At 64.6% G+C, this 15879-nt stretch carries 17 protein-coding genes; 12 read left to right on the top strand and 5 right to left on the bottom strand.

What is annotated here, in order from left to right; translation table 11 throughout:
- The 3 genes from ACIQ42_RS06595 to ACIQ42_RS06585 all read left to right on the top strand — a co-directional run.
- Nucleotides 1-660 (top strand): SH3 domain-containing protein (locus ACIQ42_RS06595; protein ID WP_397421416.1); only part of this gene is annotated, 660 nt, incomplete at its 5' end.
- Nucleotides 661-700: 40 nt separating this feature from the next.
- A complete protein-coding gene (gene purU / locus ACIQ42_RS06590) occupies nucleotides 701-1543 on the top strand; it encodes a formyltetrahydrofolate deformylase (protein ID WP_397421415.1) in 843 nt (280 codons plus the stop codon).
- A 71-nt stretch (nucleotides 1544-1614) separates the two neighbouring features.
- Entirely contained in the window at nucleotides 1615-2019 is a 405-nt protein-coding gene (locus tag ACIQ42_RS06585) for an EF-hand domain-containing protein (protein ID WP_397421414.1), read from the top strand.
- 3 nt (nucleotides 2020-2022) lie between these two features.
- On the opposite strand, the gene ACIQ42_RS06580 is transcribed toward ACIQ42_RS06585, so the two are convergent.
- From ACIQ42_RS06580 to ACIQ42_RS06570, 3 genes are all read right to left on the bottom strand, one after another.
- Entirely contained in the window at nucleotides 2023-2817 is a 795-nt protein-coding gene (locus ACIQ42_RS06580; RefSeq protein WP_397421413.1) for an enoyl-CoA hydratase/isomerase family protein, read from the bottom strand.
- Nucleotides 2818-2827: 10 nt separating this feature from the next.
- Nucleotides 2828-3607 (bottom strand): SDR family NAD(P)-dependent oxidoreductase, encoded by a 780-nt coding sequence (locus ACIQ42_RS06575; RefSeq protein WP_397421412.1) that lies wholly within the window; start codon nucleotides 3605-3607, stop codon nucleotides 2828-2830.
- A gap of 75 nt (nucleotides 3608-3682) precedes the next feature.
- The gene (locus ACIQ42_RS06570) at nucleotides 3683-4450 is read right to left on the bottom strand and encodes a competence/damage-inducible protein A (RefSeq protein WP_397421411.1); all 768 of its coding nucleotides are present in this window, start codon (nucleotides 4448-4450) and stop codon (nucleotides 3683-3685) included.
- A 116-nt stretch (nucleotides 4451-4566) separates the two neighbouring features.
- On the opposite strand from ACIQ42_RS06570, the gene ACIQ42_RS06565 reads away from it, so the two are divergent.
- The 3 genes from ACIQ42_RS06565 (at nucleotide 4567) to ACIQ42_RS06555 (ending at nucleotide 6569) form a co-directional block, all read left to right on the top strand.
- Complete coding sequence (locus tag ACIQ42_RS06565) at nucleotides 4567-4821, top strand: hypothetical protein (protein ID WP_397421410.1); 255 nt, start codon at nucleotides 4567-4569, stop codon at nucleotides 4819-4821.
- Between the two features lie 153 nt (nucleotides 4822-4974).
- A complete protein-coding gene (gene sfsA, locus ACIQ42_RS06560; RefSeq protein WP_397421409.1) occupies nucleotides 4975-5739 on the top strand; it encodes a DNA/RNA nuclease SfsA in 765 nt (254 codons plus the stop codon).
- A gap of 446 nt (nucleotides 5740-6185) precedes the next feature.
- Nucleotides 6186-6569, top strand: coding sequence for a DNA/RNA nuclease SfsA (locus ACIQ42_RS06555; protein ID WP_397421408.1), 384 nt, complete (start codon nucleotides 6186-6188; stop codon nucleotides 6567-6569).
- Here ACIQ42_RS06555 and ACIQ42_RS06550 read toward each other — a convergent pair.
- Complete coding sequence (locus ACIQ42_RS06550) at nucleotides 6550-6984, bottom strand: type II toxin-antitoxin system PemK/MazF family toxin (RefSeq protein WP_397421407.1); 435 nt, start codon at nucleotides 6982-6984, stop codon at nucleotides 6550-6552. The genes ACIQ42_RS06555 and ACIQ42_RS06550 overlap by 20 nt on opposite strands.
- A gap of 3 nt (nucleotides 6985-6987) precedes the next feature.
- A complete protein-coding gene (locus ACIQ42_RS06545) occupies nucleotides 6988-7254 on the bottom strand; it encodes a hypothetical protein (RefSeq protein WP_397421406.1) in 267 nt (88 codons plus the stop codon).
- Nucleotides 7255-7382: 128 nt separating this feature from the next.
- On the opposite strand from ACIQ42_RS06545, the gene map reads away from it, so the two are divergent.
- The 6 genes from map to ACIQ42_RS06515 form a co-directional block, all read left to right on the top strand.
- Entirely contained in the window at nucleotides 7383-8201 is an 819-nt protein-coding gene (gene map / locus ACIQ42_RS06540) for a type I methionyl aminopeptidase (RefSeq protein ID WP_397421405.1), read from the top strand.
- A 57-nt stretch (nucleotides 8202-8258) separates the two neighbouring features.
- Entirely contained in the window at nucleotides 8259-9974 is a 1716-nt protein-coding gene (locus ACIQ42_RS06535) for a hypothetical protein (RefSeq protein ID WP_397421404.1), read from the top strand.
- A gap of 112 nt (nucleotides 9975-10086) precedes the next feature.
- On the top strand, nucleotides 10087-10965 hold the full coding sequence (locus tag ACIQ42_RS06530; protein ID WP_397421403.1) for an ABC transporter ATP-binding protein: 879 nt from the start codon (nucleotides 10087-10089) through the stop codon (nucleotides 10963-10965).
- A gap of 17 nt (nucleotides 10966-10982) precedes the next feature.
- Complete coding sequence (locus tag ACIQ42_RS06525; protein ID WP_397421402.1) at nucleotides 10983-14555, top strand: M1 family aminopeptidase; 3573 nt, start codon at nucleotides 10983-10985, stop codon at nucleotides 14553-14555.
- A gap of 88 nt (nucleotides 14556-14643) precedes the next feature.
- The gene (radC, locus tag ACIQ42_RS06520; RefSeq protein WP_397421401.1) at nucleotides 14644-15390 is read left to right on the top strand and encodes a DNA repair protein RadC; all 747 of its coding nucleotides are present in this window, start codon (nucleotides 14644-14646) and stop codon (nucleotides 15388-15390) included.
- A gap of 72 nt (nucleotides 15391-15462) precedes the next feature.
- A partial coding sequence (locus tag ACIQ42_RS06515; RefSeq protein WP_397421400.1) for an endonuclease domain-containing protein occupies nucleotides 15463-15879 on the top strand: 417 nt, incomplete at its 3' end.

The raw sequence follows: 15879 nt of genomic DNA, 5'->3' as shown, positions 1-15879 counted from the left end.
ACCAAGGCTGCCGTGGTCGGCGGCCTGGTCGGCGCGCTGGCCGGCAGCCAGATCAGCAAGGATAATCGCGTGCTTGGCGCCGCGATCGGCGCGGGTCTGGGCGCCGTGATCGGCAATAGCATCGGCTGCCGCATGGACCGCAAGACCCAGCAGGACGCCCAGCAGGCGTTCCAGAGAGCGCTCGACACCGGCAGGACGCAGACCTGGTCTGACCCCCAATCCGGCGCCAGCGGGCGGATCGAGGTTCTGGAGCGGGTTAACAGTGCGCCACAGACCAGCGCCGCCTCCGGCCGCTGGCGCTTTGCCGAAGGAGTAACCCCGGCATCGCGCGTCTCAAGCCAGAGCGGCACGTACTCAGTCTCGTCTCGGGTCAACGTCCGCGCGGCACCCAGGGCCGACGCCCCGGTACTGGATCGATTGCGGGTGGGCGAGACCTTCGTTTCCAGCGGCACGGTGGCCGTCGGCTGGCTGGCGGTCGAGGAAGATGGCCTGATCCAGGGCTACGTGGCCCGTTCGGTCGTGCAGGCTTCAGGCGGACAGGTCAGCGGCGACTGCCGACGCGTCGAACAGACGATCAATGAGCGCGGCCAGCCCACCGTGCGCGAACAGTTCAACGCCTGCCGCGATGCCAGCGGCAGCTGGAACCTGACATCGCTGTAGGGTCTCGGCAGCGTTGAAGGCGTGAGGCATAAGATCGCGGATGATCCTCACCCTGTCCTGCCCAGACCGACCCGGCATCGTCGCCCAGGTCTCAACCTGCCTCTTCGACGGCGGCGCCAACATTCTGGACGCTCAGCAGTACGACGACCAGGAAACCGGTCGGTTCTTCATGCGAGTGGTCTTCGACCCGGGCCGTACCAGGCCGGAGGATTGGCGCGAAGCCCTGCGCCCGGTCGCTGAGGACCACGCCATGACCTGGACCCTCCGGGGACGCAGGGAGCGGCGCCGCGTGATGATCCTGGCCTCCCAGACCGACCACTGCCTGTCCGACCTGATCTGGCGCTGGCGTCAGGGAGAAATTCCGATGGACCTGGCCTGTGTGGTGTCGAACCACCCGGCCGAGACCTTCCCCCACACCGATCTCCAGGGCGTCACCTTTCGCCACCTGCCCGTAACGGCGGAAACCCGGCCCGAGCAGGAAGCCGCGCTATGGGCCCTGGTTCAGGAAACCGGAACCGAACTGGTCATCCTCGCCCGCTACATGCAGGTGCTGTCCAACGACCTGTCGGCAAGACTGGCGGGGCGCTGCATCAACATCCACCACTCGTTCCTGCCCGGCTTCAAGGGCGCGCGGCCCTACCATCAGGCCCACGCGCGCGGCGTAAAGGTGATCGGCGCGACGGCCCACTACGTCACCGCCGACCTCGACGAGGGCCCTATCATCGAGCAGGACGTCGAGCGCATCAGCCACCGGGATGCCCCGGCCGACCTGATCCGAAAGGGTCGCGACATCGAGCGCCGGGTACTGGCGCGCGCCGTGCGCTGGCATCTGGAGGACAGGGTGCTGCTGAACGGTCGAAAGACAGTTGTGTTTACAGACTAGGGCCTCGGGGTCTTGACCCGGCGGGGCTTGCTGCACATGTCATCAGCTTCAAATCGTTATGGATCCGCCGGATGCCGACCTTTTTCAGAGTTGCCGGGATCAGCGCGCTGCTCGCCATGACAGGCGCGATCGCGCCAGCCCTGGCCCAGCCCGCAAACATCGCCGGGTTCGATGCCGACAAGGACGGACGCACCTCTCGCGTCGAGTACCGGACGGGTCTCGTCTCCGAGTCCATGAAGTTCGACAAGAACCGGGATGGCCGGGTGACCGTCGCCGAGCTGCCGGGTTTCACGCGCCTTCCCGGCGTCAAAGGGGCGGTGGAGAAGGTCTTCAAGTCCAACGACGCGTCCGGCGATGGCGCCCTGTCGCCTGAGGAACTGGCCGCGCGCGCCGAGGTTCGTTTTGGAGAGCTGGACACCAATCGCGATGGGTATCTCAACAGTGCCGAGATAAAGGCCGCCCGACGCAACCGCTGAATCTCAGACGAACTTCGGCTTGCGCTTCTCCCGATGCGACGCCAGCCCCTCGGCTGCCTCCGGGCCTGTGAATCCCAGAAACTCCAGGGCGAGTGAGGCGTCAAACGCCGGCCCTGCCGAACGCAGCCAGTGGTTCAGCGCGTGCTTGGTCCAGGCGATGGCGCGTGGCGCACCGTTGGCCAGCTTTATCGCAACAGCCAGCGCCCTGGCGTCCAGCTCCTCATCCGGAACACAGAGTGAAATGAGCCCGATCCGCTCGGCTTCCTGACCACTCAAGGGATCACAGGTAAGCAGATAGTACTTGGCCTTGGCCATGCCGCAGAGCAGCGGCCAGATGATCGCAGCGTGGTCGCCCGCCGCCACCCCAAGGCGGGTATGGCCATCAATGATCCGGGCGTCCGGCGTCGCGATGGAGACGTCCGCCAGCAGGCCACAGACCAGCCCCGCGCCCACCGCCACCCCGCGCATGGCGCTGACCACCGGGGTCTGGCAGTCGATGATGTTCATGACGATGTCACGGGCTTCGCGCATCGATCGCACGCGCACCTCGAAGTCATCGACAATCCCCTGGATCATGTCGAAATCCCCGCCGGCGGAGAACGTGTCTCCCGCCCCGGTCAGGATGGCGCAGCGGGTTTCCGGGTCGGCGTCCACGTCACGCCAGACCTCGGCCAGTTCGCGATGCATCACCGCGTCGGTGGCGTTGAGCTTGCCCGGGTTGCTCATGATGATGCGCAGCACACCGGGCGACGGCCGCTCGAACTTCAGCCGTTCGTAGCGCGCATAGGGATCGCTCATGAGAGGTCCTTCAATAGATGGTATAGCCGCCGTCGATCACGAAGCTGTCGCCCGTGTGGAACTTCGAGGCGTCGGAGGCCAGATAGACCGCCAGGCCCGAGAAATCCTCTGGCTCGCCCCAACGGCGCATCGGCACACGGCCGATCACCTGGTCGTTGAACTTGTCCCACTTCTGGGCCGCAGCCGTCATGTCCGAGCGGATCCAGCCGGGCAGCACCGAATTGGCGCGAATGCCGTGGCGGGCATACTCCACCGCCAGCCCGCGCACCATCGACAGCACCGCGCCCTTGGTCGCGGCATAGGCCTGGTTCCGCGGCGCGCCGTGGATCGCAGACGTCGACGATGTGACCAGCAGCGAACCGCCGGGATCACCCGCTCGCGCCCGCTCGACCATGTGTTTGGCGGCCTCACGGAATGTCCAGAACACCGCGTCCAGGTTCACCGTGGTGACGCGCCGCCACTTCTCGGTGGTCATTTCCTCGAACGGCGCCCCGCCGCCCAGGCCCGCATTGGCGGCGCAGAAATCGATGCGACCAAACTTTGCCAACACCTCGGCCACGGCGGCCACTACAGCCGCCTCGTCAGCCACATCCACCTTCTGCACCAGCACGTCGACGCCATAGGCCTTGAGCGTCTCTTCCGCCTTGGCGTTCTTTTCCGGATTCTGGCCCCAGACGGCAACCTTCGCGCCTGCAGCGGCCAGCCCCTCGGCCATGCCCAGGCCAATGCCGCCATTGCCACCGGTGATCAGACCCACCTTGCCGGTCAGGTCGAATGGATTGAACGCCATCTTGGAAAGCCTCCCCTTGTTTGGGAACGACTTGTTGCGGGCGCCCCTACGTCGGTCAAGCGCCTCTGATGTGGCTCAGGCGGCGACAACCTCGACGACATTCTCGATACCAGCGCTCTTCAGCGCGGCAATGAGCTCGACAACGACGTCACCCAGCTGATCGGCGTCCCGACTGCGCAGCACCAGGTTCGAGCCGTAGCCGTCGGCGCCATAGAAGGGATAGCTGCCCAGCGACATGTCTGGATGCGCCTTGGCGACGGCTTCCAGGGGGGCGGCGATCACGCCTTCCCCGGAGCCTTCTACCCGAACGGTGCGCGACACGGTCGGCCGCCCGCCCCGCATCCGGGGACCCACGTCTTCCAGCATGCCGCGCATGATCTGGGGCACGCCGGCGAGGGTGAAGACATTGCCGATCGTGAAGCCGGGCGGCCCCTGCGCCGGGTTCTTGACCAGATCTCCACCCACCGGGATCCGCGCCATCCGGCGACGCGCGCCATTCACCTCGCCGCCCCATCGCGCCGCCATCATGGCGATGATGTCGGGATGCTCGTAGAGCTCCACCCCGAACGCCAGCGCTACAGCGTCAGCGGTGATATCGTCATGCGTCGGGCCGATGCCGCCCGTGGTGATCACATAGTCGTAGCGGGACCGGAGCGCGTTCAGCGCATCGACGATCTCCTGCATGACATCCGGCACGGTGCGGGTCTCGGCCAGGTCCACCCCGATGACGCCGAGATAGCGGGCGATGTCACGCGTATTGGTATCCTGGGTTCGCCCTGACAGGATTTCATCGCCGATCACCAGCACAGCGGCGGTGACGCGGTCATCAGCGGTTTCGCTCATTCCGTATCCTCAAATGATGGATGCTTGTAGCGGTGGGTCAGCGACGATCCAACAGCTGCAACCAAATTCAGTCTGCCGGGTTCATTCCTCTGAGGATCAGCCTCCGGGGTACCCACATGAAATTCAGCGCCATTCTCGCCGCCGCCGTTGTCGCCGCAAGCCTGTCGGCCTGTACGCAAAAGACCGAAGCGCCCGCGCCGGCCGCCGCGCCGACCGAAGTCACGGTCACGCCGCCGGAGGTCACAGTCTCGACGCCGCCCGCAGAACCCAGCACAACGACAACGGAATCCACGACCACTACGGCCCCTGACGCCATGACCGGCGAGCCGGGCTCGACGTCGAGCACGACCACCACGACAGAAAAGAAATAGGTTCGGAGAGCCCGATCGCGAGACGTCCCCCCCTTTCGCAATCGACCGAAGCTGAAAACCCCTGATCCGGGCAGAACCGGATTGGGGGTTTTTGACTTTGCAGCAGGGCGCTACAGCCTCGGGCCAAGTTTGTGCGCCGGAGTGCTGAGCCCGATGGATTTTCCGTCCCCGTTGAAGCGCGGCGTGCTGGTCAGCCGCTACAAGCGCTTCTTCGCCGATGTTGTGCTGGACGATGGCGACGAGATCACCGCCCACTGCCCCAACCCCGGCGCGATGCTGGGCCTGAACACGCCGGGGCTGCCGGCCTGGGTGTCGCGGTCCGACGACCCCAAGCGCAAACTCGCCCACACCCTGGAGCTGGTCGAGGCCGACGGCGGACTGGTGGGGATCAACACCATGCACCCCAACCGCCTCGTCGCCGAAGCGCTGGCGGCTGACGCGATCCCTGAACTGACCGGCTACGCCGCCCACCGGCGCGAGGTGCGATATGGGGCCAACTCCCGGGTAGACTTCCTGCTGGAGGCGCCGGACCGGGCGCCGTGCTGGCTTGAGGTCAAGAACTACAATACACAATCGCAACGTGACCTAAAGCCCGATCACCGCGTGTGGCTAGAGGTGAAAAACTGCCATCTCATGAGATCGCCGGGCCTGGCGGAATTCCCGGATTGCGTCGCGGCGCGATCCCTTAAGCACCTTCGCGAACTAGAGGCGATGGTCGCTGAGGGTGACCGGGCTGTTGTTCTCTTCGTCGTTCAACGAATGGATTGCGACGGCTTTGCCGCATGCCATGAACTCGACCCTGCCTTCGCTCAGGGCCTCACGCAAGCAGCCGAAACTGGGGTTGAGGTGCTCGTGTACGGCTGCGATGTTAGTCCCTCAGGCGTGAACATCGCGCGCCGAATGCCTTGGGTGCGCTGAAGCCGTGAGACGCCGACTAATCACCGCCGAGACCGAGAGGCGCGAAGCCTTTGCGACTTACGGAGGGTTGGCGGCGATGGTAGGCCTGCCCATTGCAGCCTCGATCCTTGTCGCCACAGCCCTTGCAATTCATTTGCCCGCCGCTATCCCGTGGCGCGAGACGCTTGTGGACCTCTCGCGGAACCTCGCCGTCCTAATTGTTCTCGGCGCGTATGTGGGTGCCACATGGCAGATGGCGACGAGCTGCTTCTATTCGGAGCATCCACTCGACGTCATTGGTCCCGGACTTATCGTAATGGGCACGACTGCCCTTCTACCTGTCGCGTGCTTGTTTGCAGGACTTTGGTGGGCCGGAATCCCCATCGGTGAGAATGCTGGTGACGTGGTGGCACGGCTCCGCTGGTTCTTCGCGGTACTTCCAGGCATTCAAGTCGCAATCTGGGGAAGTGCAGCGGCACTGGGTCGGCTGCTCTAGCTGTTCGCGTTGGGCCGACTTCAAGAACTGTCACCTGCGCTGCACCGAAACCCTGGCCGAATTCCCGGACTGCGTGGCGGCACGGTCGCTCAAACACCTGAGGGAATTGACCGCGATGGTCGAGGCGGGAGAGCGCGCGGTGATGCTGTTCGTGATCCAGCGCACCGACTGCGACGCGTTCGCGGCGTGTCACGACCTGGATCCGGCCTCTGCGCGCGGGCTGACCGAAGCTGCGGCGGCGTGGGTGGAGGTGCTGGCCCGGGCCTGCGAGATTATGCCCGACGCCGTGCGTATTGCCCAGTCCGTGCCCTGGACAGGCGTAAACCTGCTACCGCCTATCCGTCTCGACCGGTAACGCCCGCACGGCCCACCCTGGCAAGCGCCAGAACCCGGTCACGGACCTGGCGATAGAGGGACATGGGCAGCATGCCGTAGGCGTAGTCATCGCTCGTGCGTCCCGCCGGGCGAAGATCAACACCCGGCCAGACGAAGCGGTTCAGGTCTCCGGCGATGATCCATGACCGCGCCCCATCCAGCCCAAGGCGACGTTTGGTGTCGGCGGGAATTTCGACCGCCATATCCGGATGGTCAGGCGGAGCGTGGGTGATCGGCGCAACTGTGACGACGGTCATTCCACCAACGTCCTGCACGGACAGAACGATCACGCAGGGTCGATCCTTGCGGCCTTCCTGATGTCCACGGAGCGCCTCATGTCGCCAGAGGTAGGCATAGCCGATGACAAGACCGGGCTCCGGCAACGGAAGCGCCACAGCCTATTTGATCCCGGTCTCGTGGTCGAATTCTGCCGCAGACGCAGGGGGTTCGGATAGTTCCAGGGCGCGAAGGTCGCTGTCACTGAGTTCCCAAGGGTAGAGCGCGACCTTATCCTGCGCTTTGAGGCGTCGGTATTCAGTGGCCGACAGCAGCACCAGCCGCTCGCGGCCATGCGTGGTGATCGACACCGGTTCAACCAGCGCCGTCTCCACGATCCGCCCATAGGCTTTAAGGAATTCGCCCGACGAGATGGAGACACTGGGCATAGGAGCCTCGTTTGAAAAACTATGAATAGTCGAAATACTCGAATTTATCAATAAACCTCGAAATCCTGATCGGTCGCCCTGGTTGAATTTTCGCCTCAACAGCGCGACATAGGGCCTCGGAGCACCCCATGACCGACACCCTCGACGGCGAATACCGGACTGGCCAGATCAAACTGCATGACGCCGCCGGGTTCGAAGGCATGCGAAAGGCCGGCCGCCTGGGTGCCGAGTGCCTGGACATGCTGGCGCCTTACGTTGTTCCGGGCGTCGTCACCGAGAAGCTGGACGATCTGGCCCGCGAATTCATCCTGGATCACGGCGCGATCCCGGCCTGCCTGGGCTATCGCGGCTACACCAAGACGGTCTGCATCAGCCCCAACCATATCGTCTGTCACGGCATTCCCGGCGAGCGGGTGCTGCGCGAGGGCGATATCGTCAACATCGACGTCACCGTCATCGTCGACGGCTGGCACGGCGACACGTCGCGGATGTATGGCGTTGGCCCCGTGGCGCCGCGCGCCAAACGCCTGGTTGACGTCACCTATGAGGCCCTGCAGCGCGGGCTGGACGCGGTGAAGCCCGGCGCGCGTACCGGCGACATTGGCCATGCCATCCAGTCTTATGTGGAGAGCATGCGCTGCTCCGTCGTGCGCGACTTCTGCGGTCACGGCCTGGGCCGGGTGTTCCACGACGCGCCGAACATCCTGCACTTTGGCCAGAAGGGCACGGGCGAGCTGCTGCAGCCTGGTATGTTCTTCACCATCGAGCCGATGGTGAACCTCGGCAAGCATCCGGTGAAGCTGCTGGCCGACGGCTGGACGGCGGTCACCCGCGACAAATCGCTGTCGGCCCAGTGCGAGCACTCCTGCGGCGTCACCGAGACGGGGATCGAAGTGTTCACCCTGTCGCCCACTGGTCAGTTCAAACCGGCGATTCTCGGCGCCTGACGCTTGCGGCATGGTGCCGACCGCGCGATGTTGTCTCCCGGACCGGAGGAGCCACCCATGAAATTCGCATTCGCGCTGGGCGCCGCCATGGTTCTGGCCTCCCCCACGGGTCTCGGCGCCAATCCGGTCGACATCGGCATCAACGCGATCTGCGGCGCCGAGAGCGCTATCGAGGCCGCGGTGGCGGCCAACGGCAGAATTCGCGAGGGCGTCGGCACCAGTGAATTCAAGGCCGACACCACCAACCCCGAGGCCCAGGCCTGGTTCAGCTACGGCATCAACACCTACCACGGCTTTCTACACGCCGAGACCAAGCAGGCGCTGGCCAAGGCCGCCGAACTGGACCCGGGCTGCGCGCTCTGCGTCTGGGCCGAGTCGCTGTCGCTGGGCTCGACGCTCAACTACGCCGTCACGCCGGAGCAGACCGCCGCCGCCCTGGCCGTCGCTGACCGTGCAGCCAGGGTCGTGAAGCCTGGCGATGAGCGCACAGCCGCCCTGGTCGCCGCCCTGCAGCTTCGCTACCAGCCCGTGGCGCCCCCGGAGGGCCGCGAGCAGGCCTTCGGCAAGGCGATGGACGCCATCGCGCGGCGCTATCCCGACGACGACGCGATCGCCACCATGACGGCGCACGCCCTGATCATTCCGGCCCGGCAGGACGACTATTCCGGCCTGGCGCGAGCGCAGGAAATCCTCGAGGCAGTGCTTGCCCGCAAACCGGATGAGACGGCGGCCATCCACTACTACATTCATGCGACAGAGTTCGCCGGCCACGCACCGCTGGCCCTGCCCTATGCCAAGCGCCTCGGTAGTCTGGCTCCCAGCGCCGGTCACCTGGTGCATATGGGCACCCACACCATGATGCGGGTAGGCCTCTACCCGGAGGTCGCCCGCGCCAACGCCGCCGCCATGCGGGTCGACGCTGAAACCGGCTCCGCCCTGTCGAACCTCGGTAACGCGCCCGGCAAGTTCTACTATCTCCACAACTATCTGTTCGGACTGAGTGGGGCGATGATGGCCGGAGACCGGGCGCTTTCGCTCAAGTACGCCGAGCACGCCCGTGGGGGCTTCCCCGATGTCGCGACGAGCCGCTATGCCACCGCCTCCGCCCGCAGCCTTGTGGCGGTGGGTCGTTTTGCCCCGGAGCGGGCTTTGGCGCTGACCAGCGCGCCCTCTGATACCCGTCTGCAGAAGATCTACTTCCACTATGCCCGCGGCGAAGCCTTCGCCGCCAAGGGCGACGCGGCGGCGGTGCTGCGCGAAGCCGAGGCAATTGAGGTCCTGCGGGCAGAGACCGCGAAACTGCCGGGCGCGGGCGTCGATTCGCCAGGTCGGCCCGCCCAGGTTCGCGGCGAGGCCAGCCAGGCCAGCGAGGCCGCAAACCTGCCGATCGCGGAGGTGGCCGCAGGCGTGCTGAGTGGCCGCGCCGCGATGCTGCGTGGCGAGGCCAGCCAGGCGGCCGTGATCTTCGCCCGTACCGCCATCGCCCAGGAAAAGGCCTTCCCGGTGCCGAAGAACTTCGATCCGCCGCCCTGGTGGTATCCGGTTCGCCGCAGCCTGGCCGCCGCCCAGCTCAAGGCCGGCCGCTTTGCCGAAGCCGAACGCGCCGCCCACGCCAGCCTGGCCGAGTGGCCGCGCGACGCGCTGGCCCTGCGGGTTCTCGCGGAGGCGGAAGCTGGACAGGGTCGAAAGGGCGCTGCCCGTGACTACACCGCCCAGGCGCGCAAGGCCTGGCGCGGCGGTGACGTGGCGAAGGTCCCGCTCGACCTGATCTGACGGCGGATCACTGGAAACGGCGCGCCGCCAGTTCGTTACAATTTTCTAACTTGAAACCACCCGGCACGTTCGTCAGCTTTTGCGACGAACAAGTACCGCAGGCCAGATATTCATGCTCTCGATCAAGGGATTGACCCACGTCTATCCGAACGGAACCCGTGCGCTGGACGGCGTCGACCTAGAGCTTCCCAAGGGCATGTTTGGTCTGCTAGGCCCCAATGGCGCTGGCAAGTCGACCCTGATGCGCACCCTGGCGACTCTGCAGACGCCCACCTCCGGAGCCATACGGTTCGATGATATCGACGTAATCGCGGAGCCAGAAATGCTTCGCCGGACCCTGGGCTACCTGCCGCAGGATTTCGGCGTCTATCCCCGTGTATCAGCCCTGGATCTGCTGGATCACCTGGCGGTGCTCAAGGGTATCGCCAGCCGCGGCGAGCGCAAGGACACCGTCGAGACACTTTTGCACCAGGTGAACCTCTGGGACGTCCGCAAGAAAGCGGTGGCCGGTTTCTCTGGCGGCATGCGCCAGCGCTTTGGAATCGCTCAGGCCCTGATCGGGCGCCCCTCGCTGATCATCGTGGATGAGCCGACCGCCGGCCTCGATCCGGAGGAACGCAACCGCTTCCTCAACCTCCTGGCCGAGATCGGCGAGAACGTGGTGGTGATTCTCTCGACCCACATCGTCGAGGATGTCTCCGATCTTTGTCCGAGCATGGCGGTCCTGGCTGCAGGCCGGATTCTGGTGGAAGGCGCGCCGGCCGATCTTGTCGAGCGACTGAGCGGACGGGTCTGGCGCAAGATCATCGACCGCGCGGAACTGGACGCCCACCGCGCACGCCATGATGTCATTGCCAGCCGCCTGGCGGCCGGTCGATTGATCATCCATGTCCTGGCCGACACCTGCCCCGACGCAGAATTTGAGCCCGTGCAGGGCGGGCTGGAGGATGTCTACTTTTCCACCCTTTCCGCCTCGCGGCGCGCCGCCTGAAGCCGGAAGGACGCGTCATGTTCGGCAAGATCGCAGCCTTCGAGCTGCGCTATCAGCTTCGCCAGCCGATCTTCTGGATCGCCTCGCTGATCTTTTTCCTGCTGGTGTTCGGGTCGGTCACCATCGATCAGATCCAGATCGGGTCCGGCGGCAACATCCTGAAGAACTCGCCCAGCGCCATCGGTCAGACCACGCTGATCATGTCGCTGTTCTTCATGTTCGTATCCACCGCCTTCGTCGCCAACGTCATCGTGCGTGACGAGGAAACCGGGTTCGGCCCTATCATCCGGTCCACCCGGATCCGCAAGTTCGACTATCTGTTCGGTCGGTTCTCCGGCGCGTTCGCGGCTTTAGCCCTGGCCTTTCTGGTCGTGCCGCTGGGGATACTCGTGGGCTCATTTGCGCCGTGGATGGACCCGGAAACCGTGGGTCCGAACCGCCTGGGCGCCTATGCCTTCGCCTATCTCTGGCTGGCCTTGCCCAGCCTGTTTGTGACATCGGCGCTGTTTTTCACCCTGGCGACGGTCACCCGCTCCATGATGGCGACCTATCTTGGCGTCGCCGGGTTTCTAATTGCGTACCTGCTCATCAACGTCGCCATGGGCGATCCAGAGCGGCGCGAGCTGGGCGCCCTGATTGAGCCGCTGGGTCTGGCGGCCTGGAGTCTGGCGACCCGCTATTTCACCGCCGCAGACGCCAATACCCTGACGCCGCCCATCGAAGGTGCCCTGTTGATCAACCGTTTGATCTGGACAACCGTCGGCGTCGCGGCCCTGGCGCTGGCTCATGGCCTGTTCCGCTTCGAGGCGCGAACCGGCGCCAGCGCGCGGGGGAACACCGAAGCTGACATGGCGACGGCCTTCGTCCCCAAGCCTCTCGCCCGCCCGCGGTTTGGTCCGGCGACGGCCTGGGCTCAACTGACGCAGCGCACGCGCTTCGACATGGCGCAGGTGTTCAAGAGCCCGGCCTTTCTGGTGCTCCTTGTGCTCGGCCTGTTCAACAGCTTGGGCGGATTGATCCTCGGCGCGGAACAGAATGGCGCGGCCCTCTATCCCGTAACCCGCTGGGTGATCGGTACGCTCAACGTCGCCTTCACGCTTATGGTGATGATCGTCGCGGTCTACTACGCCGGCGATCTGGTCTGGCGTGAACGCGAGCGGCGCACGCACGAGATCATCGATGCAACGGCCGTGCCCGACTGGGCGTTCGTGGTCCCCAAGGCCCTGGCCATCATCCTCGTCCTGTTCAGCATGCTGCTCGTCAGCGCCCTGACCGGCGCAGCAGTCCAGCTGGGCATGGGCTTCACGGCGATCCAGCCCGAAAAATACCTCTTCTGGTATATCGTTCCCAACGCCATTGACTGGGCGCTGATTGCGATCCTGGCTGTGTTTCTACAGACGATCTCACCCCACAAGTTTGTGGGCTGGGGCCTGATGCTGCTCTACCTGATCGCCACTCTGTCGCTGGGTCGCATCGGCTTCGAGCATAACCTCTATATCTACGCCGGCACGCCTGCCGCGCCGCTGTCGGACATGAACGGCCAAGGCGACTACGCAGTCTTTGCGGCTTGGTTCCGCGCCTATTGGACGGCCTTCGCCGTGGTGCTGCTGGTCCTGTCCCATCTACTTTGGCGACGGGGAGCAGAAATCCGTCTGGCGCCGCGTTTGGCGCGCCTGCCCAGGCGGCTTGCTGGCCCGGCAGGATTGGTGGGCGGCCTGGCCCTGATCGCCTTTGTCGGCCTTGGCGCGAATATCTTCTACAACACCAATGTCCTGAACACGTACCGGACTGCCCTCGAGGGCGACGAATGGCAGGCTGACTACGAAAAGGCCTTCCTGAAGTACGAGTCCCTGCCGCAGCCCTCGATCACCGACGTCACCCTCACCATCGACCTGCATCCGCATGAGCCACGGATGACGACTGAGGGTGTCTATCAGCTGGTCAATGACACCCAGGCTCCCATACGCCAACTCCACGTGCGCCTGGATCGCGACACCAAAGCGCTCCAGATGAACGTGAACGGCGCGAGCCGCGTGCAGACCTTCGACCCGTACAACTATCGGATCTTCACCTTCGACAAGCCGTTGCTGCCTGGCGAGACCTCGGCCCTCTCGTTCCAGACCCTGATGGGTCAGCGCGGCTTCAAGAACTCCGGCAATACGACGCGCCTCGTCGACAACGGGACCTTTGTCGACAACATGGAATTCGCCCCAATTGTCGGCATGCAACGCGAGGGTCTGTTGCAGGATCGCGCCAAGCGCCGCAAATACGGCCTGCCGCCCGAGCTTCGTACCCCCAAGCTGGAGGATCGGTCAGCTCAGGCGCGCAACTACGTCGGCAATGCCGACTGGGTGAATGCCGATATCACCATCACGACGGTCGCCGACCAGACGCCGGTAGCTCCCGGCTACAGGATCTCTGACGTCACGGCCAATGGCCGGCGCACCATTCGCTATCGCACCGACGCGCCGGTGCTGAACTTCTTCTCGGTGCAATCAGCTCGCTACGCCATCAAGCGCGAGACCTACAAGGGCGTCGAACTCGCCATCTACTACGACGCCCAGCACCCGTGGAACGTCGAGCGGATGATCAAATCCCTCAAGACCGGTCTGGACTACTACCAGACCAACTTCAGCCCCTATCAGTTCCGGCAGGCGCGGATCCTGGAGTTCCCCGACTACGCTCAGTTCGCCCAGGCCTTCGCCAACACCATGCCCTATTCCGAGGGTATCGGTTTCATCGCGGACAACACGAAACCTGACAAGATCGACTACGTCACTTACGTAACAGCTCACGAGCTGGCGCACCAATGGTGGGCTCACCAGGTAGTCGGCGCCGACATGCAGGGCGGGACCGCACTTTCCGAGACCCTGGCCCAGTACTCGGCGCTGATCGTGATGGAAAAGACTTTCGGGCCCGAAGGCATCCGCAAGTTCCTGAAGCGGGAACTAGATGAATACCTGCGCAGTCGCGGCGGTGAATTGCTCGAGGAGCTGCCGCTGATCCGCGTCGAAAACCAGGGCTACATTCATTACAACAAGGGTTCTCTGGTCATGTACCTGCTGCGTGATCGCATCGGAGAGGTCAGGATCAATGCGGCCCTGCGTCGCGTGATCGCCCAGTACGCCTTCAAGGGCGCGCCCTATCCGAGGTCCCAGGACCTTGTCGACGCACTTCGCGCCGAGGCGGGACTTGAGCACCAGCAACTGATCACCGACCTCTTCGAAAAGATCACGCTCTACGATCTGAAAACCCGCTCGACCGCTGTCAAAAAACGTCCAGACGGTCGCTACGACGTCGTTCTGACTGTTGAGGCGAAGAAGACCTATGCAGACGGTCGCGGCAAGGAGACCCCAGTCGCTATTCCGGACAGCGAGGTTTTCGATGTCGGAGTCTTTACAGCAGAGCCAGGGACGGCGGGCTTCTCATCGAAGAACGTGCTGGCCTTCCAGAAGGTTGGCCTTCGAACAGGCGCCCAGACCATACGGTTTACGGTCGACAGGAAACCGACCTACGCTGGCGTAGACCCCTACAACAAACAGATCGACCGGGACTCTGACGATAACGCCATTGCGGTCGCCGGCGGCTAGACCGTCGCGCGACCGGTGGTCTGGCTTTCCGATCTGGGATACCGGCTTCAGGCTTGCCAAGCGAGAACACTTACGGAACATTATCGAAATGAGCCGCCCGTTCTCCGTCGAAGACACCGCGCCCCAGCCCGACCTGTGGCAGGCGCGGTCCGCAACACCGCCACGCCCTCACTATGCGGGTCATCGCGAGCGATTGCGGGAGCGGGCGATGGCTGGCGGCCTTCCCGCCCTGCCCGACTATGAGGTGTTGGAACTCCTGCTGTTCCGGTCCGTCCCGCGCGGTGATGTAAAGCCGTTGGCCAAGCAACTTCTCGCCCGGTTCGGATCGCTGGGCGCGGTACTGGGTGCGACGGCGGAGGACATGCGCACGGTCGCCGGCGTCGGCGAGGCCGTCGCACTCGACCTCAAACTCCTGCATGAGGCCGGCCTGCGCACGGCTCGCGAGCAGATCTCCCGCCGACCGGTGATCTCATCCTGGGCCGCCTTGCTGGCCTATGTGAAGACGGCCCTGGCCCATGAAGCGCGCGAACAGTTTCGCGTCCTCTTTCTCGACAAGAAAAACCAGCTCATCGCCGACGAGATCATGAACCGCGGCACGGTCGATCACGCGCCGGTCTATCCGCGTGAAGTGGTGCGCCGGGCGCTCGAACTATCAGCCAGCGCGGTGATCCTGGTGCACAACCACCCGTCCGGCGACCCGACCCCCTCATCCGCCGACGTCGACATGACCCGCCAGATCGTCGACGCCGCACGGCCGCTGCGCATCTCCATCCACGATCATCTGGTGGCCGGCCGCGACGGCGTAGCCAGCTTCAAGGCGCTGGGATTGATGTGAGCAGAAGAAAGGAACCTCCCCCATTCATGGGGGAGGGGGACCACGAAGTGGTGGAGGGGGCGCTGACACAGCATGAGAGTCACCAGCAACGCGACAAAACGCGCCCGCAGCTTGCGGAAATCAATGTCGCTGCCAGAAGTCCTGCTTTGGCGTCATCTCCGGGGCCGGGAGCCCGGGAAGCCCGTGTTCCGCCGCCAGCATCCTGTCGGTCCCTACGTGCTCGATTTCTACTGCCCATCTCGCCGAATTTGCTTTGAGATCGACGGAGAGGCCCATCACCTCGAGGATCGACCACAACGCGACGCACGCCGGGACGGATATCTTCGACGTCAAGGCATGCGAGTTGTCCGAATTCCCGCCTCGTATGTTCTGGCGGACCCGTACGGCATCGCTCAACGCCTGATCGGCTACGTTCAGGATGCTGCAGCGCCCCCTTGTCTGTCGGAAGTATGCCAGATTGGGGATGTCTTCCGGGACGCCTGCCCGGTG

Origin of the sequence: Phenylobacterium sp. (assembly GCF_044372605.1) — a bacterium.
GTDB lineage: Bacteria > Pseudomonadota > Alphaproteobacteria > Caulobacterales > Caulobacteraceae > Phenylobacterium.
This window is presented reverse-complemented; position numbering and strand designations above follow the sequence as displayed.